Here is a 24,533-nt window from a genome sequence, read left to right as displayed (position 1 = left end):
GGAGAACCTATTGTGAGTGAAACCATACGCGTACCCGACATCGGCAGCGGTGAGGGTGAAGTAATCGAGTTGTTCGTCAAGGTCGGCGACCGTATCGAAGCGGACCAGAGCATCCTGACGCTGGAGTCCGACAAGGCCAGCATGGAAATCCCGGCACCCAAGGCTGGCGTCGTGAAGGCCTTGAAGGTCAAGCTCGGCGACCGCCTGAAAGAAGGTGACGAGCTACTTGAGCTGGAAAGCGAAGAAGGAACTGACAGCGAAGCGCCGGCGCCGGGCGAAAGCCGCGGCCGAGCCTGCCGCTGCCAGCACTGGCGGCCCGACTGATGAAGCCGAAGCACCTACGCCTCCGGGAGATGACAATTCTTCGGCCTCCGCCGAGGAAGGCGAGTCGCAGGAAATCAAGGTTCCGGACATCGGCTCCTCCGGCAAGGCCAGCGTGATCGAGATATCAGTGAAGGCCGGCGATACCATCGCCGCCGAGCAACCGCTGATCACTCTCGAGTCCGACAAGGCCAGCATGGAGATCCCCTCTCCAGCCGCTGGCGTAGTCGAGAGCATTTCGGTCAAGGTGGGCGACGAAGTCGGTACCGGCGATCTGATCCTGATCCTCAAGGGTACCGCCTCGAGCAAGCCGGGAGCGGCCAGTGCTCCGACCAGCCAGGCACAAAGCCCGGCCAAGGAGAAACTGACCGAGCAGGCCGCAGAAGCACCGGCCGAAACTGCAGGCGAGTCCGTGGAGGAGGTTCGTATTCCGGACATCGGTTCCAGCGGCAGCGCCAAGGTCATCGAAGTCATGATCAAGGCTGGCGACAGCGTCGAGGCGGACCAGTCGCTGATCACCTTGGAATCCGACAAGGCCAGCATGGAAATTCCGGCGCCCAAGGCGGGCGTGGTGGAGTCGCTGTCGATCAAGGTGGGTGACGATGCCAAGACCGGCGACCTGATCCTGACCCTCAAGGTCCAGGGCTCGGCGCCAGCGAAAAAGGCCGAGAGCAGGCCGCAGGAGGCCGTTTCCCAGCAGCAGGCCGTCGCACCGAACAAGCAGGGCGTACCGGAGGCGAAGGCCGCGGCGACGCCGGCTCCGGCCGTCAGCGGTCCGAGCAAGGCCGGCACCAAGGTTCACGCCGGGCCGGCGGTTCGCATGACCGCGCGCGAGTACGGCGTCGACCTGGCCGATGTTCCGGCCACCGGTCCCAAGGGCCGGATTCTCAAGGAAGATGTCCAGGCCTACGTCAAGAACATGCTGCACAAGGCCAAGCAGGCTCCGGCCGAAGGTGCCTCGGGTGGTGCCGGCATTCCGCCGATCCCGGCCGTGGACTTCAGCAAGTTCGGCGAAGTCGAAGAAGTCGCGATGTCGCGCCTGATGCAGATCGGCGCAGCCAACCTGCACCGCAGCTGGCTGAACGTACCGCACGTGACCCAGTTCGAATCGGCCGACATCACCGAACTGGAGGCTTTCCGCGTCTCCCAGAAGGCTGCCGCCGAGAAGGCCGGCGTCAAGCTCACCGTGCTGCCGTTGTTGCTCAAGGCGTGTGCGCACCTGCTCAAGGAGCTGCCGGACTTCAACAGCTCGCTGGCGCCAAGCGGCAAGGCACTGATCCGCAAGAAGTATGTGCACATCGGCTTCGCCGTGGATACGCCGGATGGCCTGATGGTCCCGGTGATCAAGAACGTGGATCAGAAGAGTTTGCTGCAGTTGGCTGGCGAAGCGGCCGAGCTGGCGGAGAAAGCGCGCAGCAAGAAGCTCTCGCCTGACGCCATGCAGGGTGCCTGCTTCACCATTTCCAGCCTTGGCCACATTGGCGGCACCGGCTTCACGCCGATCGTCAACGCGCCGGAAGTGGCGATTCTCGGGGTATCCAAGGCGACGATGCAGCCAGTCTGGGACGGCAAGGCATTCGAGCCGCGCCTGATGTTGCCGCTCTCGCTGTCCTACGATCACCGTGTAATCAACGGGGCTGCTGCCGCACGCTTCACCAAACGGCTGTCGGAGCTGCTGGCGGATATCCGCACCCTGCTGCTGTAACGGCTGAGCCAAACGAAAAACGCCGCATCCTCTGAAGAAGATGCGGCGTTTTCTATTGTGCAGGGATCACGCGCACCAACTGCTGCGTCAACCCTTCTGCAGATTACGAATCAGAAAAGACAGTGCCTTGGCCAGCTCTTCGGCACCCTGGGGGTCGCGCAGAATGACCAGCAAGGGCAGGCCGTCGATGGGGCTGCTGATCGAACAACTGAACCCTTGCGCAGGACACTGATATTGCAGGTAGGGATCAAGCCCGAATACCGACAGACTGCGGTTGCGTACGGCAACACCGCCGCTGCTGCTGCGGACTTCCTCGCGTATGCGCAACTCGCCAGGAGTGGCCACGCTCAGCTCGTAGAGAAAGTCCTGCGGATTGGCCTGACCAACCTGATAACCCGCTCGCAATGCGTAGGTATCGAGCAATCCGTTACTATGCGCGAGCAGCGCTTCGCGATCACTGCTGGTGAGATAAAGCTTTTTCAATTCAGTGAGATAGCGAGCCGACTCATCCGAGCCGAACTCCACCACTTCACTCGCGATCAGAGGTGTTCCGATCACGCAGAGAACCGAGACCATCACTAACTTTGCAAGCCGACTTGTCAGTCCCTGTCGCATGATGCACCCTTGCCGAAATTAATATTATTTAGCCATCGTCCTTCGCTGGAACGGCGCCTGGAGCACAGGCCAGCCCGACTCCGTGGAGCATACTGGAAGCCAACCGCTCGATGAAAATACATACCGATGCCGCCAGCCGTCTGGCGACCGAGGTTGTGACGCAGTTGCCAGTGCCTTCACGGCTCGGCATGCTGCGTTTCGAGCGCTTGAACGAGTCCAGCTGGACACTGCTTTTTCTCGACCCCGCTTGCGAGCGTTATCTCGGTGTTTCCGCCGGCGACCTTTGCTCCCTGGTCGACGCCCCCTACGCCAGCCTGATGGAGCCCAGCGTCCGTCACCAGCTACACGAAGAGATTCAGCAACAACTGACAGGCCGCAGCCACTATTCAGTCAGCTATCGACTGCACACGCCTGACGGCGTGCAGGACATCACCGAACTCGGCGAAGTTTGCCAGCAGTATGGTCGCGAGCTGCTCAGGGGCTATCTGATGCCCGGACGCCAGCCTGAATCGGATCAGGATCTCAGGGCGCAGAACGCCCGACTGCGCACGGCGCTGCAGCAACATCAGCAAGCCCAAGACGAACACATCGAGCACATGCTGCGTTCGCGCACCCAGCAGAGCCTGATCGTCAGGCTGGCTCGGCATCGCTACGGCTCCGCCAATCCGGAACTGGAAGCGGCACAGCTGATCACTCAGGCCGCCTGCGAAGTGTACGAGCTGAACCGCGCGACAATCTGGCATCTGGACGGCACGCGCCTGGAGCCAGTGTCGTGCTACCGACTCGACAGCGACCATTACGAAACGCCCTCAGCCCTGGAACTCGCACCGTTTCCCCGCTACTTGCAGGCGCTGCAGAGCGGTCGCGCCGTCGATGCGCAGGACGTGTCCCAGGATCACCGCACCTGCGAACTTGACCAGCTTATCTATCGCCCGCAGGGCGTTCGCTCGATCCTGGACGCCAGCATTCGAGTCGGTGGGGAGGTAATCGGCGTTCTCAGCCTGCAACACACAGGCAAACCGCGCGCATGGCAGGCCGACGAGATCGCCTTCGCCGGCGAGCTGGCCGATCAGTATGCGCAGGTGCTGGCCAATCAGCAGCGGCTCAGCGCAACCCATATGCTCGGCCTGTTCCAGCGCGCCGTGGAACAGAGCGCCAGCGCCTTCATCCTGGTCGACCGAGAAGGCCGGGTGGAATATGTGAATCCGGCATTCACCGTCATCAGCCAGTTTTCCTCAGCCGAGGTACGCGGTCAGCGTCTGGCCGATCTGAAGGCTCTGGAAAACCTCGGCGAGCTGCTGTTCGACACCTCTTCGGTACTTGCCCACAGCAACAGCTGGCAGGGCGAGTTCCGCTCCCGACGCAAGAACCTCGAGCCGTACTGGGGTCAGCTTTCCATCTCCAAGGTCTTCAATGAAGAAGGCGCGCTGACCCACTACATCGGCATCTACGAGGACATCACCCGCAGCAAACTGGCGCATCAGCATATCGAGCGCCTGGCCTACACCGACAACCTGACCAACCTGGGCAATCGCCCGTACTTCATTCGCAGCATCGAGGAGCGCTTTGCCGCCGGGGCCGAGCCCAGGCTCTGCCTGTTGCTGGTGGACATCGACAACTTCAAGCGCATCAACGACAGCCTCGGCCACCAGACCGGCGACAAGCTGCTCACCAGCCTTGCCCGGCGACTGCGCAACGGACTCAGCCAGCAGGCCGTACTGGCACGCTTTGCCAGCAACGAGTTCGCCCTGCTGTTCGATGACAAGGGACTGGACGAAGGCGTCCGCCTGGCAGACCAGGTGCTGCGCATCCTCGATAAGCCGCTATTCGTCGACAAGCAGCTGATCAGCGTCAGCGGGTCCCTGGGGCTGGCGTGCTCGCCCCAGCACGGGCGTGACCCGGAAACGCTGATGAAGCATGCCGGGCAAGCGCTGCACAAGGCCAAGGCGAACGGCAAGAACCAGGTGCAGATATTCACCGAAGCCCTGCATGCCGAAGCCAACTACAAGCTGTTCGTCGAGAACAACCTGCGCCGTGCGCTGCTGCAGAACGAGTTGGAAGTGTTCTACCAGCCCAAGCTATGCCTGCATACCGGCCGGCTGCAGGGGCTGGAAGCGCTGCTGCGCTGGAACCATCCGGAAAAGGGCATGATCCGCCCGGATCAGTTCATCAGCGTCGCGGAAGAAACCGGGCTGATCATCCCGATCGGCAAGTGGGTCGCGCGGGAGGCGTGCCGGATGGGCGTCACCCTGTCAGCGCTAGGCCTTGGCACGCCCCAGATCGCAATCAACCTTTCACCCAAGCAGTTCTCGGATCCGGATCTGCTTGGCACGATCGCCGCAATTCTGCTCGAAGAGCAACTTCCCGCCGCGCAGCTGGAGCTGGAGCTGACAGAAAGCCTCCTGCTCGAAGCAACCGAGGAAACCCGACAGCAGCTGATCGGCCTCAAGGCGCTCGGCCTGACGCTGGCCATGGACGACTTCGGCACGGGGTATTCCTCGCTGAGCTACCTGAAGAAATTCCCCATCGACGTGATCAAGATCGATCGCAGCTTTATCAAGGACATCCCGGGCAACCAGGACGACGTGGAGATCACCTCGGCAGTGATCGCCATGGCCCGCAAGCTGCACCTGAAGGTCGTCGCTGAAGGAATCGAAACACCGGAGCAGCTGAAATTCCTGCGTCGTCATCGCTGTGATATCGGTCAGGGCTACCTGTTCGACAAGCCGATCCCCGGCAACATCCTGACCGAGGCTCTGCGCCGCTACCCCCAATGGTGCTGAGTGCCAGCCGTTTGCGCAGAACTCTGCGACGCGTGGTAGCCGTGGCGCTTTCACTGGCTCCCGGGCTTTTGTAGCCTAGCTTGTCAGCCACCTTCCCCGCTCGAGGCTCGCATGTCGCTACGCTCGCAGATTCTGATCAACAAACAGGCACTGCCCACCGCCGAGCAGGCCTTGCCCGGCCGCTCGACACCCGTACCGGTCCCCCCCGCCCACTACGTCAATGGCAACCCGCTGCAGCCACCCTTTCCAGCAGGCCTTTGCCAGGCGGTGTTTGGCATGGGCTGCTTCTGGGGAGCGGAACGCCGGTTCTGGGAGCAGCCGGGAGTGTGGACAACGGCTGTCGGCTATGCCGGAGGCCTGACCCCGAACCCGACGTACGATGAAGTCTGTTCCGGGCTTACCGGGCATACGGAGGCGGTACTGGTGGTCTTCGATCCTCAGCAGATCGACTACGGCACGCTGCTACGCGTTTTCTGGGAGGCACACAACCCGACCCAGGGGATGCGGCAGGGTAACGATGTCGGCAGCCAGTACCGTTCGGCGATCTACTGCATGGATGCACAGCAGCGCCGCGAGGCAGAGGCAAGCCGTGAACGTTTCCAGCGACAACTAAGCGCAGCGGGCTTTCCGGCCATCACCACCGAGGTAGACGATGCACCGCCGTTCTACTACGCAGAGGCCTATCACCAGCAGTATCTGGCAAAGAATCCTGGGGGATATTGCGGGCTTGGTGGGACCGGTGTGTGCCTGCCGAATTGATGCCGGAACAGTCGGGCTAAGCCTAAGCGGTCGCAAGGCCGCCTGAATGACTGACTGCTGGCATAAGAACTAAGCAGAAAAGAAAAACCCCGCCGAAGCGGGGCTCTGCAGACTGAATCCTGACATCCATGATCGCGCGCCATCCTGGCGCCGCTCCCTGTGTGGTCCGTTTTATTGATTTGCGCTTTCCATGCGCCACGTCCTTAAGCAGTAGATTACCGTCAGACCTTGTGAGCCTGTAGTAGCCATTGTGCATCACGCCTTGTAAGCCTTTTCCTACATCGCGTCATCCTTGATGCAGTGCTGTAAGTCCAGGCTTACATGGTGCGGTTTTTATGACCTGAAGGGCGGCTTAATCGTTCCGCGTCATGGCCAAATAATTTCATATTGCCTTTAGATTAAGCCGCGGCTTCTCAGAATTGAGCAGCGTCGAGCAGGTACAGCGACTCGCTTCCGGCCTTGACCGAAGCGCTCAGCGAATGAATTCGCGGCAACAGGCGAGCAAAGTAGAAACGCGCGGTTCCCAGCTTGCTCTGGTAGAAGTCGCCTTCATCCTGTTTGGCGAATGCCGTCGCCGCCATGCGTGCCCACATGTACGCATAAGCGGTGTAGCCGAACACGTGCAGGTACTCCACCGAGGCGGCGCCGATTTCGTTCGGATTCACCTTGGCCTGATCGATAACCCAGGCGGTCAGCTCATCCAGATTGTCCATGGCAGCCTTGAGGGGCTCGGCGAACTCCGCCAGCTCCGGACCGGCATCAGCGATGAATGCGCGAATTTCATCGACGAAGGCCTGATACATGGTGCCACCACTGCCGACGATCTTGCGCCCAACCAGGTCCAGCGCTTGAATGCCGTTGGTGCCCTCGTAGATCTGAGTAATGCGGCAGTCACGCACCAGCTGCTCCTGGCCCCACTCGCGGATGAAGCCATGGCCGCCGAAAATCTGCTGGCCATGTACCGTGGTTTCCAGCCCCATGTCAGTGAGGAAAGCCTTGGCCACCGGTGTCAGCAGCGCCACCTGCGCCTCGGCTCGCAGTCGCGCCTCGTCGTCGTCACTGAACTTGGCGATATCGAGCTGCAGCGCGACATAACTGGAGAACGCGCGACCACCCTCGTTCAACGCCTTCATGGTCAGCAGCATGCGGCGCACATCCGGATGCACGATGATCGGATCGGCTGCCTTGTCCTGCGCAATCGGTCCGGTCGGTGCGCGGCTCTGGATACGCTCGCGGGCATACTCGATGGCGCTCTGATAGGAGCGCTCGCCAGTCGACAGGCCCTGAATACCGACGCCCAGACGCTCGTAGTTCATCATGGTGAACATCGCTGCGAGGCCCTTGTTCGGCTCGCCGACCATCCAGCCGGTGGCACCGTCGAAGTTCATCACGCAGGTCGCCGAGGCCTGGATACCCATCTTGTGCTCGATGGAACCGCAGGACAGCGAGTTGCGCTCACCCAGGGTGCCGTCCTCGTTGACCATCACCTTCGGCACCAGGAACAACGAGATGCCGCGGGAGCCAGCTGGCGCATCCGGCAGCTTGGCCAGCACCAGGTGGATGATGTTCTCGGTCAGGTCGTGCTCACCGCCAGTGATGAAGATTTTGGTACCGCTGACCTTGTAGGAACCATCGGCCTGAGGCTCGGCCTTGGTGCGGATGATGCCCAGATCGGTGCCCGCATGCGGCTCGGTCAAGCACATTGAGCCGGACCAGACACCGGCATACATGTTCGGCAGGTACTTCTGCTTGAGCTCCTCGCTGGCGTGGGCGTAGATCGACAGGCAGGCGCCGGACGTCAGCATCGGATAGAGGCCGAAGGCCAGGCTGGCGGAGTTCATCATCTCCTCAACCTGAGCCGAGATGACCTTGGGCATACCCATCCCGCCGAACGCCGGATCGCCACCGACACCGACCCAGCCGCCTTCGGCGTATAGCTGATAAGCCTCGCGGTAGCCGGCGGGCGTAGAAACCGCCCCGGCGTCCCAGCGGCAGCCTTCTTCGTCACCGCTGCGGTTGAGCGGCGCGATGCTGTTGGCGGTGATCTTGCCAGCTTCCTCGAGAATTGCATCGGCCGTCTCGGCATCGACCACCTCGGCCAGCGCTGGCAGCGACTGCCAGAGTTTCGGCGCGTCGAAGACTTCATTCAGGACAAAACGCATGTCGCGCAGCGGCGCTTGGTAGTCAGCCATGGCAAGGTTCCTCGCAAGACACTGGGTTGCGGCCACTATGGGCCGTTTCCAGCGAGTCTAACCGAATAACCAGGACAGGATTAAGCGTCTTTTTATGACCAGATAGTTTTGACCAGTCACTATCAATACCGATGCAACCCTAACGCGAATGCTCGGCCATGCGCACCGCGCCGCGGCCACTGCCATGCGCTCGCAAACAGTTTCTTCCTGCTTTTTTTGCACTGTACAGCGCTTGGTCGGCGGCCTTGATCACCTCTTCCGGACTGCGCTGCTCGCCTTGTCGCTCCGCCACTCCGATGCTGATGGTCACCGAGACCTGGTTCGCCGACGCCGCTCCCCGGGCCATACGGCCGCGCCGATCATCCTTCGGCCGATTGTCTGCGTCACGCAGCTGCAGGGCATAAGCCTCCACCGACTGGCGTACCGCCTCGAGGTGCGGCAGGCACTCCTCGATACTGTGCCCAGGAAATACCAGAGTGAATTCCTCACCGCCATAACGATAGGCGCGCCCACCGCCGCCGATCTTGCGCAGCCGGCTGGCAACCATCTTCAGCACCTGATCACCGACGTCGTGACCATAGGTATCGTTGAAGCGCTTGAAGTGGTCCACATCAGCCATCGCCAGCACATACTGCCGCCCCAGGCGCTGCAGTCGCTCATTCAGAGCGCGACGCCCAGGCAGGCCGGTCAGCTCGTCACGAAAGGCCATGAGATAAGCCTCATGAGCGATTGCCGTCACCAGCATCAGCAGCACATGGCTGCTCAGAATGTTGAGGGCGGCATAGCGGCTGAACGTCTGCGGCAGCATCAGCAGAATGCCGAGCAGCGCGATGATCTGCGCCGCATGGGAAGGTCGCGGCTGGCGAAGGTACTGGACGATCAGCAATACCAGCGCCACGAGGAACACCGGATACGCCAGCTGGATGAGCGGTAGCCAGTCGGCCTTGAGCGCGGGCCAGCGAATCACCACCAGCCAGGCATGTAACGCTTCCGGAAACCGCTTTGCCAGCGCCACGGCGACGACGCCGACGGCAAACAGCACGGCGGCACGGGCCAGGCCGTCCTGCGCCAGGTGACTGCGCTCTCGCCACACGCCATACAGGCCGTAAAGCAGCGGCAGTAGCAAGCTGCAGAGATGAAAGGTCAGTGCAGCATCGTCCAGCAGAGTGCCATGCGCCCGGTAGTGATCGGCGTGGATATCGAGGAGGAAATAGGCAAGATAGACGCAGAGCAGCAGAAACAGCTCGCGGATGCGGCCGTACATCATGCAAAGCGCACCGCCGAGCAACAGCAGTACGGTCGGCAGGACGTTATAGAGCGACGTGAAGAACTCGTTCAGCGAAACCTGACGCGCGATGACCTCTCCGCCGAGCAACAGGGCCAATGGCGCGAGAAAATGGCTGAAGCGAGGCGGGACGGTACGCGACACGGCAACTCCGGCATGCTGCCGAGAAAAGCTAGCATTTTGCCTTCTTGCTCCCAGTTGTGCAGCCGAAATACCGGCGAAGATGCGGCAAAAGCAGTACAACGTCTGGATCGGGATCGGGTAGGAGGCGGCCTCACGGCCGCCGTCCTCCCACACCACCGTGCGTACGGTTCCGTACACGGCGGTTCAGGCCATGCGGTTAAGCCGATTGATCGTATCCAGTATCGAGACCAGTCCAAGTCTGTCCCATAGCTTCTTCGGCAGCGCCTGATTCATATGCGGCGCTCCTGAGTTCCACCACGGGCCTCGGCCATTGAAGGCCGACTTGCAGGCACGCTCCTCGCTCAATCCCAGGCGCATCAGGTTGCGCGCCCTCGTAGAGGGCTGCTTCCATTGCCGCCAGATGACACAGCGAAGTTTGTGCCTGACCCAGCCATCCAGCTCTTCCAGTGGACGCTTGCTCTGGCTGAGCTTGAAGTAGCCTGCCCAGCCTCGCAGCACCGGGTTTACCCGCTCGATGACATTCGCCATCTTGTGGCCCCGCACCCCTCGCAGCAGTTCCCTGAGACGGTCGCGCACACGGCGCAGGCTCATGGTTGCCACTCGCAGTCTAGGCAGCGAGTGCCAACTCATCCCATACCCCAGGTAGTCGCATTTCCACGACCCAGCCACGCGACTCTTGTCCCGATTCAGTCTCAGTTTCAGACGGTGATTCAGGAACCGCTCGACACTGGCCAGCACTCGTTCGCCAGCACGCGGACTACGGACATAAATGTTCGCGTCATCGGCATAGCGCACGAAGCGATGGCCTCGCCGCTCCAACTCACGGTCGAGTTCATCGAGCAGGATGTTCGACAGCAGCGGCGAAAGCGGGCCGCCTTGCGGCGCCCCCTCCTGCCGATGGCTGACAACCCCGTCCGACATGACGCCCGCTTCGAGGTAACGGCGGATGAGTCTGAGCACCTGTTTGTCTTCGACATGGCGCTCAACACAGAACATCAGGATGTCGTGGTTGACCCGATCAAAGAACTTCTCCAGATCGAGTTCCACGCAACACCTATGACCCGCCGCCACATGGGTGCGGGCCATCTCGACAGCCTGGTGAGCGCTTCTGCCCGGACGGAAGCCGTAGCTATAGTCCGAGAACAGCGGATCGAAGATCGGCGTGAGCTGTTGCAGCAGGGCTTGCTGGATCAGGCGATCCACGACACTGGGAATGCCCAGTTGCCGCATACCGCCCTGCGGTTTGGGAATTTCGACCGCCCGCACTGCCTGGGGATGGTATTCACCTGCCAGCAGCCTGACCTTCAGGATGGGCCAATACTGTTTCACGTAGCCTGCCAAGTCGGCGACCGTCATGCCATCGGCACCCGGCGCCCCCTTGTTGCTGACCACGCGCTGATACGCACGCTTGAGATTCGCCGGTGCAAGCACCCGCTCCATCAGCGTGTCCGGCTCCGCGTTCATCCACGTCACCGACGCCGCCGATACCTCTGCGCTGTCAGGCGTCATCCTCGGCCTCTGGCCGGGACTCGGGGTGACAGTCTTCTCTTGGAGAAATTTCTGCATTTCGGTTATCGACGAGACGCTGACGCCTACTGGCGGCATGACCTGTTCGGCCCTTGATGGCGTGGTTGACCGCCACTTACTACGGCCTCGGCTGACTTCTGCACGCCCATCCCGTCGCCTCTCGACAATCGGTAGCACAATGGCAAGCGTACAGATCTCCCAGGGTAATTCGCGCGACCTTCCTGCTTATGCCTGTCGGATCTACGTCGCAGCGTTCCGTGCAAGTATCGGGCTTTGGCGATTATGGCCACCTCACCCCGCTGCGCCGCCTCATCCGCTTCCTGTTCGTCAGGCCAGCATTTTGCCTCGGGCTTCCTTCAGATTCGCAGTCGCCCGCGACACCCTTGCCTTCAGCTAACACTTCCCCTTGCCGGGTGTGTAGAGGACTTTCACCTCCAAGTCGCCAGGCTCACCACCACAGTGAACCCGACAGCGCCAGTCACGGCGCTACGCGCCATGCCTGGCGCACCACAAAAAAGCCGCTGCAAAGCAGCGGCTTTTCTTTACAACCTCAACCCGTCAGTAACCGAGAGCGAAGTCTTCCTCAGCCATCTGCATCAGGTTGTCGGCACCGGACAGCATGGCGTCGACATGCATGCGGGTACGCGGCAGGATGCGCTGGAAGTAGAATCGCGCGGTCTGCAGCTTGGCCTTGTAGAACGCCTCCTCGGAGGTGCCCTCAGCCAGTTTCTCGGCAGCAACCCGAGCCATGTCAGCCCAGAAATAGGCGAGACAGGCGTAGCCGGAATACATGCAGTAGTCGACCGACGCCGCACCGACCATTTCACGATCCTTCATGGCCGCCATGCCGATCTTCATGGTCAGCTCGCCCCACTCCTTGTTCAGCTGATTCAGGGGGGTAACGAACTCCTTGATGGCTTCGTTGCCTTCCTGGTTCTGGCAGAACTTGTGCACGATCTTGGTGAAGGACTTCAGCGCCTCGCCCTGGGTCATCAGCACCTTGCGGCCCAACAGATCCAGCGCCTGGATACCGGTGGTGCCCTCGTACAGCATGGAGATACGCGCGTCACGCACGTTCTGCTCCATGCCCCACTCGGCGATGAAGCCGTGACCACCGTAGATCTGCACGCCGTGGTTGGCAGCTTCGAAGCCCACTTCGGTCATGAACGCCTTGGCGATCGGCGTGAGGAAGGCCAGCAGCGTGTCGGCCTGCTTCTTCTGCTCTTCATCCTGGCTGTTCTTGACGATGTCGACCTGCTTGGCGGTGAAGTAGACCATCGCGCGGTTGCCCTCGGCGAACGCCTTCATGGTCAACAGCATGCGACGCACGTCCGGATGCACGATGATCGGGTCGGCTGGCTTTTCCGGCGCCTTGGGGCCGCTCAGCGCGCGCATCTGCAGGCGCTCACGAGCGTACTTGATGCCGCCCTGGAAACCGATCTCGGCATGTGCCAGACCCTGCAGCGCGGTACCCAGACGTGCGGTGTTCATAAAGGTGAACATCGCGTTCAGGCCCTTGTTCGGCGGACCGATCAGAAAACCGGTGGCGCCGTCGAAGTTCATGACGCAGGTCGCGTTGCCGTGGATGCCCATCTTGTGTTCAAGCGATCCGCAGTTCACACCGTTGCGCTCGCCCTTCTCGCCTTCGGCGTTGGGCAGGAACTTGGGCACGATGAACAGGGAGATGCCCTTGGTGCCAGCCGGAGCATCGGGCAGGCGAGCCAGAACGATATGGACGATGTTCTCGGCCATGTCGTGTTCACCGGAGGAGATGAAAATCTTGGTACCGTTCAGCTTGTAGCTGCCGTCGGCCTGGGGCTCCGCCTTGGTGCGCAACATGCCCAGATCGGTACCGCAGTGCGGCTCGGTCAGGCACATGGTGCCGGTCCACTGGCCGGACACAAGCTTGCTCAGATAGGTGTGCTTCTGATCGTCGGTACCGTGGGTAGCGATGGTGTTCATGCAGCCATGAGACAGGCCGGGGTACATGCCCCAGGACCAGTTGGCCTGACCGATCATTTCGCTGATCGCCAGACCGAGGGACTCGGGCAGACCCTGACCGCCGTGGTCGACGTCATGGGCCAGGCTCGGCCAGCCGCCTGCCACGTACTGTTCGTAAGCTTCCTTGAAACCGGTCGGTGTCTTCACGCCCGACTCGCTCCAGGTGCAGCCTTCGATGTCGCCGACGCGATTCAGCGGAGCGAGTACCTGCTCACAGAACTTCGCGCCCTCATCGAGAATCGCGTTGACCATGTCCGGGGTGGCGTCTTCACATCCCGGAAGGCTCTGATAGTGCGCTTCGTAGCCGAGCAGCTCGTCACGTACGAAACGGATATCGCGCAAGGGGGCCTTGTAGTCGGGCATAGCGTAAACCTCAGCGGTGAGTTCTTGTAACAAGCTGACCGGGCGACCCAGCCATCTGAATTCGATTTCGACCGTCGGACTACCAGCCCGAAGGGTCAAACAGGCGTTTGAAACATACGTTTCGACCTGAGCGATGTCAAGCGCGGAACAGGGCACCACTTATCGGCTGAATCAGCCAAATTCAGGTCGAGCGAAGGCCACGCCTGGCGAATTCGGGAACAGGAAATCTGATGTTGCAAAGACGCAGCAAGCCCGGCGCCTGCCGAGCTGACTGGCGGATACGAAGATGCAGGAAGGAGAAAGCGAAGCTGGCCGAGCGCATGAATGACGACTCGAATCAGCAAGGAGAATCGATGAGCGCCGGAGTACGCGATCAGGCCTGGGTATCGATCAGCGTGCCGAGGACTTCGTCAGCGCTCTGGATCATACGGGCACCTGCCTTGGCACTGTGTTCACCGACCTTCAACTGGATTAGCTGCTCGGTGATTTCGGTGACCGCCTGGGAGTTGCCCAGCACTGGCGCGTTGGCGGAGGCAATGGACGAAGCGGCCTGCTCGACGCGCTGCTGACCGCCCTGGTAGGCACTGAGGCCCGCGCCCAGAAGATTATTGGTGATTTGCATGGTGACTCCACGCGCTATCAGGTTGCCAGCATTCAAGCAGATGCCGACACGTACCGCAAGGCGCGAGTCGCCGCAATGCGCGTCCGCTCACACCGGCTGCAACGCGGGCAACGTCAGGTAGCGCGCGACCTGACGCGCCGTTGGCGCAGTGAGGCGAGGCACCTGGCCAAGGCAGGGTGCCGGTAGCAGCTCAGCGAGCGTGGCGAGGTTGTCATCCAGCCGCGACGTGGCAGGGTCGATGATATTCGCCACCCAGCCAGCCAGCGCCAGCCCGTCGCGGGCGATCGCTTCGGCACTGAGCAACGCATGGTTGATACAACCCAAGCGCACCCCTACTACGAGAATGACCGGTAAACCCAGCGCCGCGGGCAATGCCGACAGATACTCACGCGCATTCAGCGGGACTCGCCAGCCTCCCGCGCCCTCGACCAGAGTGACGCCGGCCTGCCGGGCCATTACCGGTTGCACGGCCTCGATCAGACGAGCGACGGTCAGTTCGACACCCGCTTCGCGGGCGGCTATGTGCGGGGCAATGGCCGGCTCGAACGCGAACGGATTGACCGTCGCATAGTCCAGCGCAAGGCTGCACTCGGCCAGCAGGGCCAGCGCATCGCTGTTACGTAAACCCTGCTCGGTCCGCTCGCAGCCTGAGGCGACCGGCTTCACCGCCGCGGTGGACAACCCCGCCAGGCGCGCTGCATGCAGCAGGCCCGCGGCGATAGTGGTCTTGCCAACATCGGTATCGGTGCCGGCAATGAAGAAAGCGCGATGCATCATGGCTCCTTGTGCAGAATGCCGTAGATCACCTGATAGGTCGCCGGAAGCCCCTCGGGACGGCGGAATCCTTCGTAGGCCTCGACCAGCGCGCGGATGCGTGCACGCCCGGTCAGTCCATCCGGGCGACCCGGGTTCAGGTTGTGCGCACCCAGCGCCTTGAGCTCATGGGTCAGCTGGCGCAGATCGGGGAAATGCAGCACTTCCGGGCGCACTTCGAGACTCGCCAATCCCAGACCGCAGCCCCTACACAGCGTCTGGTAGGCCTCCCGCGAGCGGAAGCGGTTGACGTGAGCGAAGCCGTCCACCGCCTGCCAGCTGTCCCGCAGCTCCTGCAGGGTACCGCTGCACAGACTGGTGAAGGCAAAGATGCCGCCCGGACGCAGCACCCGCCGCACTTCGCTCAGCACGCTGGCGAAATCCTCGCACCACTGCAGTGCCAGGCTCGAATAGATCAGGTCGACAGTGCCATCACGCAGCGGCAGCCGCTCGGCGTCACCGGTGACGAAATGCCGTGCGCCGCCCTGCGGCCGTGCATGGCGCAGCATGCCCTCGGCGATATCCAGTGCCAGGCCATCGGCCTCCGGAAAGGCCGCAGCCAGGACGCGGGAGAAGTAGCCGGTGCCGCTGCCAAGATCGAGCCAGCGGCCAGGTTGCCGAGTGGAGGGCAGTCGGGCCAGCAATTGATTGCCAACCTGTCGCTGCAGCGCGGCGACGCTGTCGTAACTGCCCGCAGCACGGGAAAACGATGCCGCGACCTGGCGCTTATCAGGCAACCGCGCCGGCGGACGCTCGCTGAGCGATGCTTCAGTCATCCTCGCCATCACCCATAAACGCCAGCATTGCCGTCGCCACGTCGTCGGCACGCTCCAGCGGCAGGCCGTGGCTGGCATTGGCCAGCACATCGACTTCCACATCCGGCAGACAGGCCAGCAGCGCATCTGCCGCTGACGCCGGCACCAGCGCATCACCATCGGCGAACAGATGCAGCTGTGGCCCCACATAACCTTGCAGCGCCTCGCGGCCGTCCAGCTCGGCGAGCAGACGCAGCCCGGCGGCAGCCACTGACGAAGGCTGCTCGAGCAGGCTAACCTGCAGTTGCCGCGCCAGCGTCCGCGGATCGTAGGCACTGCGGCTACACAGCAGGCTGAAGCGCTTGAGCGTGTCATCCGGCCCGAGTCGGAAGGCCTCCTCGAAGGCATCGAACGCTTCGGCAGGCATCGCCGTCGGCCAGTCGTCACGGCTGCGGAAGCAGGGATTGCTGCAGAGGGTGATCAGCCCCGGACAGTTGTCGCCACGCCGCGCGGCCAATTGCGTCGCCAGCATGCCGCCCAGCGACCAACCGGCGAGCCAGCTGTCGACGGGCAGCCGCGCATCCAGCTCATCGAGCCAGGCCTCGGGGCGATCCAGCGTCGGCAGCGGGGCAATGTCGACCTGCAGCCGTGGCTCGCGGTCGCGCAATAGCTCGGCCAGGGGTTCAAGGGCGGCCGAGCTGAACGCCCAGCCCGGCAGAAGAATCAGTCGATCACGCATCCTCGTTCTCCTTGGGCAACAGGGCCCAGCACTCGGCCAGCGCTTCCAGCAGGCGGTCCAGCTGTCCCTCACTGTGGCTCGCCGTGAAGGTGATCCGCAGCCGTGCGCTGCCGGCCGGAACGGTTGGTGGGCGAATCGCGCCGACCAGGATGCCGCGCTCACGCAGCAATGCCGACAGCCTCAACGCCCGTTCGCTGCTGCCGACCAGCACCGGCTGGATCGGTGTCGGGCTGGCCATCAGTGTCAGGCCGATCTGCACCGCGCCTTCGCGGAAACGCGCCACCAGCCGGTTCAGCTGATCGCGGCGCCAGCCCTCGCTACGTAAAAGCTCCAGGCTTTTCAGTGTGGCACAGGCCACCGCAGGCGGCTGGCTGGTGGTGTAGATGTACGGTCGCGCGAACTGGATCAGCGTTTCGATCAGCTCCTCGCTACCGGCGACAAAGGCGCCTGCGGTGCCAAACGCCTTGCCCAGCGTGCCGACCAGTACCGGAACATCATCCATGCCCAGACCGAAATGCTCGACGATGCCGGCGCCCGTCGCGCCCAGCGGACCGAAGCCATGGGCATCGTCGACCATCACCCAGGCGCCACGCTGCTTCGCCGTGGCACAAATCGCCGGCAGTTCTGCGAGATCGCCGTCCATGCTGAATACGCCATCGGTCACCACCAGAGTATTGCCGCTGGCTTTCTCCAGGCGCTTGGCGAGGCTTTCGGCATCGTTGTGCAGGTAGCGCGAGAAGCGCGCGCCGGAGAGCAAACCGGCGTCGAGCAGGGAGGCGTGATTGAGGCGATCCTGCAGCACCGTATCGCCCTGCCCGACCAGCGCCGTCACCGCAGCCAGATTCGCCATATAACCGGTGGAAAACAGCAGCGCCCGTGGTCGGCCGGTGAATTCGGCAAGGGCTTCCTCGAGCTGGTGATGCGGCGTGCTGTGGCCGATCACCAGATGCGAGGCGCCGCCGCCCACACCCCACTTCGCAGCGCCCTGCTGCATGGCGTCAATCACCTCGGGATGATTGGCGAGGCCCAGATAGTCGTTGGAACAGAACGCCAGCAGGCGGTCGCCATCGACCATCACCTCCGGCTGCTGCGGCGCTTCCAGCAGCGGCCGTTGACGATAGAGATGGGCCGCGCGGCGCTCGGCGAGACGGGCGGAGATATCGAAGCTCATGGGTGCACCGAGAGGAGATGGATGACCACGCGCGGGTCATCCAGCCTGCAAATGGGTTGGCCTGGCCAGCGGCGGATGCGTGCAACCGATGCCGCACTCATCCACCGGACCCGATCATCAGACCGCGGCGTTGTAGAACAGCTTGCTGTCGCGCTGCTCGATCAGCGCCTGCTCGATGGCCGCCTGGTGTACTTCGTCGGCATGCTCGTGGCGCTCTTCCGGCTTGATGCCCAGACGCGCGAACAGCTGCATGTCCTTGTCCGCCTGCGGATTGGCGGTGGTCAGCAGCTTCTCGCCGTAGAAGATCGAGTTGGCACCAGCGAAGAAGGCCAGGGCCTGCATCTGCTCGTTCATCGCCTCACGACCGGCGGACAGCCGCACATGGGATTTCGGCATCATGATCCGCGCCACGGCTAGCATGCGGATGAAGTCGAACGGATCGACGTCCTGCTCTTCGGCCAGCGGCGTGCCCTTGACCTTGACCAGCATGTTGATCGGCACAGATTCCGGGTGCTCCGGGAGGTTGGCCAGCTGGATCAGCAGGCCGGCGCGATCGTCCAGCGACTCGCCCATGCCGAGAATGCCGCCGGAGCAGATCTTCATCCCCGCCTCGCGCACGTAGCTCAGCGTCTCCAGACGCTCACCGTAGGTGCGGGTGGTGATGATGTTGCCGTAGTACTCCGGCGAGGTGTCGAGGTTGTGGTTGTAGTAGTCCAGCCCCGCCGCCGCCAGCGCCTTGGTCTGCTCCTGATCGAGCTTGCCGAGGGTCATGCAGGTTTCCAGGCCCATCGCCTTGACCCCTTCGACCATCTTCAGCACGTAGGGCATGTCCTTGGCCGACGGGTGCTTCCAGGCGGCACCCATGCAGAAGCGCGTCGAGCCGATGGCCTTGGCTTCGGCCGCCGCCTCCAGCACCTTCTGCACCTCCATCAGCTTTTCCTTGTCCAGGCCGGTGTTGTAGTGGCCGGATTGCGGGCAGTACTTGCAGTCTTCCGGGCAGGCGCCGGTCTTGATCGAGAGCAGCGTGGAAACCTGCACGCGGTTGGCATCGAAGTGCTGGCGGTGCACGGTCTGCGCCTGGAACAGCAGATCGTTGAAGGGTTGCTCGAAGAGCGCCTTGACCTCGGCGAGGGTCCAATCGTGACGCGTAATAATAGAGGCGGAGGTGGCGCTCATGGGCATTCCTTGTAATTAATAGCGGCTCGGCGGCCTGGCACGGATGCGGAATGTTTAGCCAAGCTCGATACGCTGTCAACCAGGAAAGGAATCATGGTTTACAACTGGTCAATTAATATACAGCACTGCCTGCTGTGCGATGAACCTTGCGACGGTCACCCACTGTGCGGCCCTTGCGAAGCCGAACTGCCCTGGCTCGATGGCCGGTGTGCAACCTGTGCCGTGCCACTGCCGACACGCGGGCTGGTCTGCGGCGAATGCCAGAAAAGGCCGCCAAGCTATGACCACGTCGAGGTGCCCTGGCGCTTCGCCTTTCCCGTGGATGCGCTGATCACCCGCTTCAAGCACCAGGCGCGCTGGCCATTCGGCCGCCTGCTTGGCGAGCGCCTGGCGCTGCATCTGCAACATGCATTCACCGACGGGCTGCCGCAGCCGGACCTTCTTGTACCCGTGCCGCTGGCACGCCGACGCCTGCGCCAACGCGGCTTCAATCAGGCGCAGATGCTGGCCCAGTGGCTGGGCGGCGCGCTGAAACTGCCGGTCGACGAGCATCTGCTGGAACGCGTCGTCGATACGCCCCCGCAGCAGCAACTGGACGCCGCCACGCGACGGCGAAATCTGCGCCAGGCGTTTTGCCTGGCGCCGGGCAACGACATCAAGGGCCGCCATCTGGCGCTGATCGACGACGTGCTGACCACCGGTGCGACCGCCGAGGCGCTGGCGCGACTGCTCAAGCGTGCGGGTGCGGTGCGAGTGGACGTCTACTGCCTGGCACGCACGCCCAAGCCAGGCGACTGATAGCGGCGGACGCGCGGTTGTTTAAAAGCCCCGGTGCAATACACTGATCGGTCTATTCTGCGGAGCCGGTCATGTCTCATCCCTTCGATACACTCACGCCGGACCTGGTCCTCGACGCTGTGGAAAGCATCGGTTATCTCAGCGATGCCCGCGTGCTGGCGCTCAACAGCTACGAGAACCGCGTCTATCAGGTGGGCATCGAAGACGAGACACCACTGATCGCCAAGTTCTACCGGCCCGGTCGCTGGAGCAACGAGGCGATTCTCGAGGAGCACCAGTTCAGCCTGGAACTGGTCGAGCACGAGGTGCCGGTGGTGGCGCCGCTGGAACGCAACGGCACGACGCTATTCGAGCACGCGGGCTTCCGCTTCGCGCTCTTTCCACGCCGCGGTGGTCGCGCGCCGGAGCCGGGCAATCTCGACCAGCTCTATCGTCTCGGCCAGCTGCTGGGGCGGATGCATGCGATAGGTGCAAACCGGCCGTTCGAGCATCGCGAAACCCTGGACGTACAGAATTTCGGCCACGATTCGCTGAATAGCTTGCTGGAAGGCGGCTTCGTGCCCAAAAGCCTGCTGCCGGCCTACGAGTCGGTGGCACGCGATCTGCTCAAGCGGGTCGAAGACGTCTTCGCCAACACAGACTTCACCCCGATCCGCCTGCATGGCGATTGCCACCCGGGCAACATCCTCGCCCGCGACGATGCCTTTCATCTGGTCGATCTCGATGATTGCCGCATGGGCCCATCGGTGCAGGACCTGTGGATGATGCTCGCCGGCGAGCGCCATGAACGTCTTGGTCAGCTGGCCGAACTGGTCGACGGCTACAACGAATTTCATGATTTCGCCCCGCGCGAGCTGCCGCTGATCGAGGCGTTGCGCGCGCTGCGGCTGATGCACTACAGCGCCTGGCTCGCCCGCCGCTGGGACGATCCGGCCTTTCCGATGAGCTTTCCCTGGTTCGGCAGCGAGCGTTACTGGGGCGACCAGGTGCTGATCCTGCGCGAACAGATATCGGCGCTGCAGGAAGAGCCGCTCAGGTTGTTCTGAGGCATGGTGTGGCTGCGGACCCGTGACTGTGGATGTGAAAAGCGACATCCACCCTACGAATCCCGGCGTCTGCGTAGGGTGGATCGCGCTTTATCGATCCACCGTGTGGACGTCCACACGGTGGCGGTCTCCGCGACTCAGGCCTCCTCGATCAGCCAGTCCAGCCGCCAGCTGCCCTGGCTCTGCGCCAGCTGCTCGACCAGCCACGGCAACAGCTCACGCAGCTCTTCCTCCACCCCCCACGGCGGGTTGACGATAGCCAGACCCGAACCGCTCAGGCGGCTGGCGTCGTCGGCGGGGTGGACGAACAGTTCGGCACGCAGCAACTTGGGCGCCCCGCTGCGCGCCAGGTCCTGATAGAAGCGCTTGAGCTGGCGCTCGTCCTTGATCGGATACCAGATCACGCCGATGGTCTGGCGCATACGGCCGAGCGCTTCCTTCAGCGCCGTCACACAGCGGCTCAGTTCGTCGGCCTGTTCGAACGGTGGATCGATCAACAACACCACGCGCTTTTCCTGCGTCGGCATCAGGGCCCGCGGCACATGCCAGCCCTCGCCGCGGTGCACGGCCACGCGGCGGTCGCCGGCCATGTTGTCCTTGAGCAGCGCGCCGTCCTCGGGATGCTTTTCGTTGAGCTGCAGACGATCCTGCTCGCGGGTCAGTTGTCGCGCCAGCTCCGGCGAGCCGGGGTAATAGCGCAGCGCCCCGCCCGGGTTGAGCTGGCGGATCACGCCGAGGTAGTCATCGAGCAGCGCCGGGTGCGCCTCGGCCTGCCAGATGCGGGCGATGCCCTGCAGCCACTCGCCGGTGCGGCTGGCCTGGTCGCCGGCCAGGTCGTAGAGGCCGACGCCGGCATGGCTGTCGAGGTAGGCGAAGGGCGCCTCCTTGCGCGACAGCAGGGCGAAGATCCGGCTCAACACCAGGTGTTTGAGCACATCGGCGTGGTTGCCGGCATGGAAGGCGTGGCGGTAGTTCATCTGATCCTCCTCGAGAGCCGCGCAGTTTACCCGTCCGCCTTGCGCCGCGCAGGTCCGGCATGACCGGCGTCGTTTTCCCCGGCCACCGACTAGGGCTACAGTGCCCACCCACGACGACTGAACGGAGCTGACCTCATGGACCTGCGCGATCTTTTCGGCATCGAGCACCCGATCATCCAGGCGCCCATGGCCGGCGCGCAGAATCACCTGCTGGCCGCGGCGGTCTGCGAGGCCGGCGGGCTGGGCTCGATCCCGGCCGGCATGCTCAATGCCGAGGCGCTGGACGCCGAGCTGACCGCCATCGAGGCGCTGACCGACCGACCCTACAACGTCAACTTCTTCTGCCACCAGACGCCAGCCGCCGACCCGACGGCCTTCGACGCCTGGCACCGGATGCTCGCACCCATGTTCACCGAGTTCGCCATCGACCCGGCAGGCATTCCCACCGGCGCCACCCGCCAGCCGTTCGATGCGGCAATGGCCGCGGTGCTGGAGCGGCACAAGCCGGCGCTGGTCAGCTTCCACTTCGGCCTGCCGGCGCCCGATCTGCTGCAACGCGCCCGCGCCACCGGGGCGAAGATCGCCTCCACCGCGACTACGGCCGCCGAAGGCCTCTGGCTGCAGCAGCACGGTGTCGACCTGGTGATTGCCCAGGGCCTGGAAGCCGGCGGCCACCGTGGCATCTTCCTTAGCGAGGACCTGACCACCCAGCTCGGCACCTTTGCCCTGCTGCCGCAACTGGTGGGTGGTGATGATGTTGCCCGCCGCGCCCAGCCGCGCCATGGCATCACGATAATCTTCACGAATCACTGGAGCGCTGAATTGACTGGTGGTTTCGCATTGAGCCAGTTGCATGATCGGTTCTCCATCAGGCGAGGACGCAGGCGCGGTCGAAGGGCAGGCGTGGCAGGCGGTCGCGCAGCTTGCTGGCGTCGCCGTAGCCGAGGTTGATCAGCAGATTGGATTTCCAGCTCGTACCGGCGAAGAAGGCCTCGTCCAGTGCCTTGCCGTCGAAGCCGGACATCGGTCCGCAATCGAGCCCCAAAGCGCGGGCGGCGAGGATCAGGTAGCCGGCCTGCAGCGAGCTGTTGCGCAGCGCGTTCTCGGTGATCAGTGCCGGTTGCCCGGCGTACCAGCTGCGGGCGTCGGCAAAGGGGAACAGCTCTGCCAGGGTTTCCGGAAAGTCCTCGTCATAGGCGACGATCACCGTGACCGGCGCGGCCATGGTCTTTTCGAGATTGCCCTTGGACAGGCAGGGCGCGAGCTTTGCCTTTCCCTCCGGCGTGCGTACGAAGACAAAGCGGCCGGGGCAGCTGTTGACGGCGGTGGGGCCGAGGCGGACGTGCTCGTAGAGTTGTTCGAGCAGGGCATCCGGCACTGCTTTGTCGAGCCAGGCGCTGTGGGTGCGGGCCTCGCTGAACAGCGTGGCGAGGGCATTCGAGTCGATGGGGGCGTGCATGTTCGGGTCCTCAGGCTGCTGCGACCTGGCCGCATTGCTCGGCAAGATGGTCCAGCAGGATCTGGTTGAAGGGTTCGCTGTCGCTGACGCTGGACGCGTGGCCACCGTAGTTCAGCAGTGCCAGCTGTGCGTTGGGCATGACGTCGGCCAGGTGCTGCGAACGCTGCCACGGCACCAGCATGTCGTCGCGGTTGGCGATCAGCAGGGTCGGGGTGGTGATGCGCGGCAGCTCGGCCTCGATATCGAAGGCCAGCAGTGCCTCGATACGCCGCACCAGATTCATCGTCGCTGGGAAATGCGCCAGTGCATGGGCATCGTCGCGTGCCAGTCGCTCGCTGTTGGCTGCGATCCAGTCGGCCGGGTAGAGGAACAGCGACTGCGCCTGCACATAGGCCGCCGGGCCGCTGTCGTGCAACAGCTTCAGGCGTACTGCGAAACAGCGGGCGCTGTGCGGGTTGGGGCTGCTCCAGGCATTGATCGGCACCAGGCTCTGCAGCAACTGCGGCCGCAGCAGGGCGATCTGCAAGCCGACCAGCCCGCCGAGTGCATGGCCGATGAAATGGCAGCGGCGGATGCCCAGGGCGTCCAGCAGCTCCAGTAATTCCACTGCCATGGACTCGATGGAATAGCCCGCCGGCAGGTTCGCCGGGCTCCTGTTGGTCCCCAACTGGTCGTAGACCAGCACCCGGTAGTCCTGGGTCAGCGCCGGCAGCTGCGGTGTCCAGAAGGCGGCGGCGCCGCCGAGGCCGGAGCTGAGCACCAGGGTCGGCGCATCCGGCTTCATGCGGCCATGAAGTTCGTAGTGCATGTCATACCTCCGCGAGGTCGATCAGCGGGCCGCCGGCGTGCCGGCTGGCCCGCTCTGGCAGGCGCTATTGGCCGACGTGGGCGATGCTGGCGATCTCGATCAGGGCATCGGGCTTCACCAGCCCGCACTGGATGCAGTAGCGCGCGGGCTTCTCGCCGGGGAAGTACTCGGCGTACACCTCGTTGACCTTGGCGTAGTTGGCCCAGTCGGTGAGCATGATCATGTTGAAGGTGACGTCGTGCATGCTGCCGCCAGCGGCTTCGACCACGCCCTTGATGGTTTCCAGCACATGGCGGGTCTGCGCGGCGGCGTCGCCGACGTGGACCACGTTGTTGTCCTTATCGAACGGCAGGGTGCCGGAAACGTAGACCACGCCATCGGCCATGGAGCCGGGCACGTACGGGGCGAGCGGTTTGCCGGAGCCGGCGGGGATGATGGATTGCTTGGGCATGTCGTTGATTCCTTGCAAGGCAT

General features: G+C 63.2%; 19 protein-coding genes and 3 pseudogenes. 6 read left to right on the top strand and 16 right to left on the bottom strand.

The annotated features are described in order from the left end of the window. Positions 1-12: 12 nt before the first annotated feature. Positions 13-2,026, top strand: a pseudogene (gene aceF, locus F753_RS34640) (dihydrolipoyllysine-residue acetyltransferase). A gap of 87 nt (positions 2,027-2,113) precedes the next feature. Here the strand turns inward: aceF and F753_RS34635 are convergent. Then, the gene (locus F753_RS34635; protein ID WP_014818874.1) at positions 2,114-2,602 is read right to left on the bottom strand and encodes a hypothetical protein; all 489 of its coding nucleotides are present in this window, start codon (positions 2,600-2,602) and stop codon (positions 2,114-2,116) included. 149 nt (positions 2,603-2,751) lie between these two features. On the opposite strand from F753_RS34635, the gene F753_RS34630 reads away from it, so the two are divergent. Next, positions 2,752-5,424 (top strand): bifunctional diguanylate cyclase/phosphodiesterase, encoded by a 2,673-nt coding sequence (locus F753_RS34630; RefSeq protein ID WP_023445086.1) that lies wholly within the window; start codon positions 2,752-2,754, stop codon positions 5,422-5,424. 111 nt (positions 5,425-5,535) lie between these two features. Then, positions 5,536-6,183, top strand: a complete 648-nt coding sequence (gene msrA, locus F753_RS34625; RefSeq protein ID WP_023445085.1) for a peptide-methionine (S)-S-oxide reductase MsrA — start codon at positions 5,536-5,538, stop codon at positions 6,181-6,183. A 413-nt stretch (positions 6,184-6,596) separates the two neighbouring features. On the opposite strand, the gene F753_RS34620 is transcribed toward msrA, so the two are convergent. The 10 genes from F753_RS34620 to bioB all read right to left on the bottom strand — a co-directional run bounded on the left by F753_RS34620 (position 6,597) and on the right by bioB (position 18,971). Next, complete coding sequence (locus F753_RS34620) at positions 6,597-8,375, bottom strand: acyl-CoA dehydrogenase C-terminal domain-containing protein (protein WP_023445084.1); 1,779 nt, start codon at positions 8,373-8,375, stop codon at positions 6,597-6,599. 139 nt (positions 8,376-8,514) lie between these two features. Beyond that, positions 8,515-9,804: a GGDEF domain-containing protein gene (locus F753_RS34615; RefSeq protein ID WP_023445083.1), complete on the bottom strand. Its 1,290-nt coding sequence runs from the start codon at positions 9,802-9,804 to the stop codon at positions 8,515-8,517. Between the two features lie 183 nt (positions 9,805-9,987). Next, complete coding sequence (gene ltrA / locus F753_RS34610) at positions 9,988-11,409, bottom strand: group II intron reverse transcriptase/maturase (RefSeq protein ID WP_017517123.1); 1,422 nt, start codon at positions 11,407-11,409, stop codon at positions 9,988-9,990. Positions 11,410-11,889: 480 nt separating this feature from the next. Then, a complete protein-coding gene (locus tag F753_RS34605) occupies positions 11,890-13,695 on the bottom strand; it encodes a phenylacyl-CoA dehydrogenase (protein ID WP_023445082.1) in 1,806 nt (601 codons plus the stop codon). 373 nt (positions 13,696-14,068) lie between these two features. Next, positions 14,069-14,317 carry a hypothetical protein gene (locus F753_RS34600; RefSeq protein WP_014818868.1) on the bottom strand — a complete coding sequence of 83 codons (249 nt, stop codon included), beginning with the start codon at positions 14,315-14,317 and terminating at the stop codon, positions 14,069-14,071. A gap of 87 nt (positions 14,318-14,404) precedes the next feature. Continuing rightward, positions 14,405-15,091, bottom strand: coding sequence for a dethiobiotin synthase (gene bioD / locus F753_RS34595; RefSeq protein WP_023445081.1), 687 nt, complete (start codon positions 15,089-15,091; stop codon positions 14,405-14,407). Beyond that, a complete protein-coding gene (bioC, locus tag F753_RS34590; protein ID WP_023445080.1) occupies positions 15,091-15,906 on the bottom strand; it encodes a malonyl-ACP O-methyltransferase BioC in 816 nt (271 codons plus the stop codon). The genes bioD and bioC overlap by 1 nt, the downstream gene beginning before the upstream one ends. After that, complete coding sequence (locus tag F753_RS34585; RefSeq protein ID WP_023445079.1) at positions 15,899-16,624, bottom strand: alpha/beta fold hydrolase; 726 nt, start codon at positions 16,622-16,624, stop codon at positions 15,899-15,901. Before F753_RS34585 ends, bioC begins: the two co-directional genes overlap by 8 nt. After that, entirely contained in the window at positions 16,617-17,795 is a 1,179-nt protein-coding gene (gene bioF, locus F753_RS34580; protein WP_023445078.1) for an 8-amino-7-oxononanoate synthase, read from the bottom strand. The genes F753_RS34585 and bioF overlap by 8 nt, the downstream gene beginning before the upstream one ends. 117 nt (positions 17,796-17,912) lie before the next feature. Continuing rightward, a complete protein-coding gene (gene bioB / locus F753_RS34575; protein WP_023445077.1) occupies positions 17,913-18,971 on the bottom strand; it encodes a biotin synthase BioB in 1,059 nt (352 codons plus the stop codon). 93 nt (positions 18,972-19,064) lie between these two features. On the opposite strand from bioB, the gene F753_RS34570 reads away from it, so the two are divergent. Both F753_RS34570 and F753_RS34565 read left to right on the top strand, forming a co-directional pair. Further along, positions 19,065-19,769, top strand: a complete 705-nt coding sequence (locus F753_RS34570) for a ComFC family protein (RefSeq protein ID WP_023445076.1) — start codon at positions 19,065-19,067, stop codon at positions 19,767-19,769. 71 nt (positions 19,770-19,840) lie between these two features. Beyond that, a complete protein-coding gene (locus F753_RS34565; RefSeq protein ID WP_023445075.1) occupies positions 19,841-20,815 on the top strand; it encodes a serine/threonine protein kinase in 975 nt (324 codons plus the stop codon). Between the two features lie 137 nt (positions 20,816-20,952). Here F753_RS34565 and F753_RS0124855 read toward each other — a convergent pair whose 3' ends face one another. Further along, positions 20,953-21,792: a 23S rRNA (adenine(2030)-N(6))-methyltransferase RlmJ gene (locus F753_RS0124855; protein ID WP_023445209.1), complete on the bottom strand. Its 840-nt coding sequence runs from the start codon at positions 21,790-21,792 to the stop codon at positions 20,953-20,955. Positions 21,793-21,927: 135 nt separating this feature from the next. Between F753_RS0124855 and F753_RS49075 the strand changes: the two are divergent. Beyond that, positions 21,928-22,551: pseudogene (locus F753_RS49075) on the top strand (NAD(P)H-dependent flavin oxidoreductase); the annotation flags it as partial. On the opposite strand, the pseudogene F753_RS49715 reads toward F753_RS49075, so the two are convergent. The 4 genes and pseudogenes from F753_RS49715 to rutC form a co-directional block, all read right to left on the bottom strand. Beyond that, positions 22,537-22,647: pseudogene (locus F753_RS49715) on the bottom strand (FMN reductase); the annotation flags it as partial. The pseudogenes F753_RS49075 and F753_RS49715 overlap by 15 nt on opposite strands. A 13-nt stretch (positions 22,648-22,660) precedes the next feature. After that, entirely contained in the window at positions 22,661-23,251 is a 591-nt protein-coding gene (locus tag F753_RS34560; RefSeq protein WP_023445073.1) for a malonic semialdehyde reductase, read from the bottom strand. 10 nt (positions 23,252-23,261) lie between these two features. After that, positions 23,262-24,059: a pyrimidine utilization protein D gene (gene rutD / locus F753_RS34555; RefSeq protein ID WP_023445072.1), complete on the bottom strand. Its 798-nt coding sequence runs from the start codon at positions 24,057-24,059 to the stop codon at positions 23,262-23,264. Positions 24,060-24,123: 64 nt separating this feature from the next. Continuing rightward, on the bottom strand, positions 24,124-24,510 hold the full coding sequence (gene rutC, locus F753_RS34550; protein WP_023445071.1) for a pyrimidine utilization protein C: 387 nt from the start codon (positions 24,508-24,510) through the stop codon (positions 24,124-24,126). Between the last annotated feature and the right edge of the window lie 23 nt (positions 24,511-24,533).

The sequence above is a fragment of the Stutzerimonas chloritidismutans AW-1 genome, from assembly GCF_000495915.1.
Taxonomy (GTDB): Bacteria; Pseudomonadota; Gammaproteobacteria; order Pseudomonadales; family Pseudomonadaceae; genus Stutzerimonas; species Stutzerimonas chloritidismutans.
The sequence above is the reverse complement of the archived record's forward strand: the minus strand, read 5'-3'. Positions and strand labels throughout refer to the sequence as shown.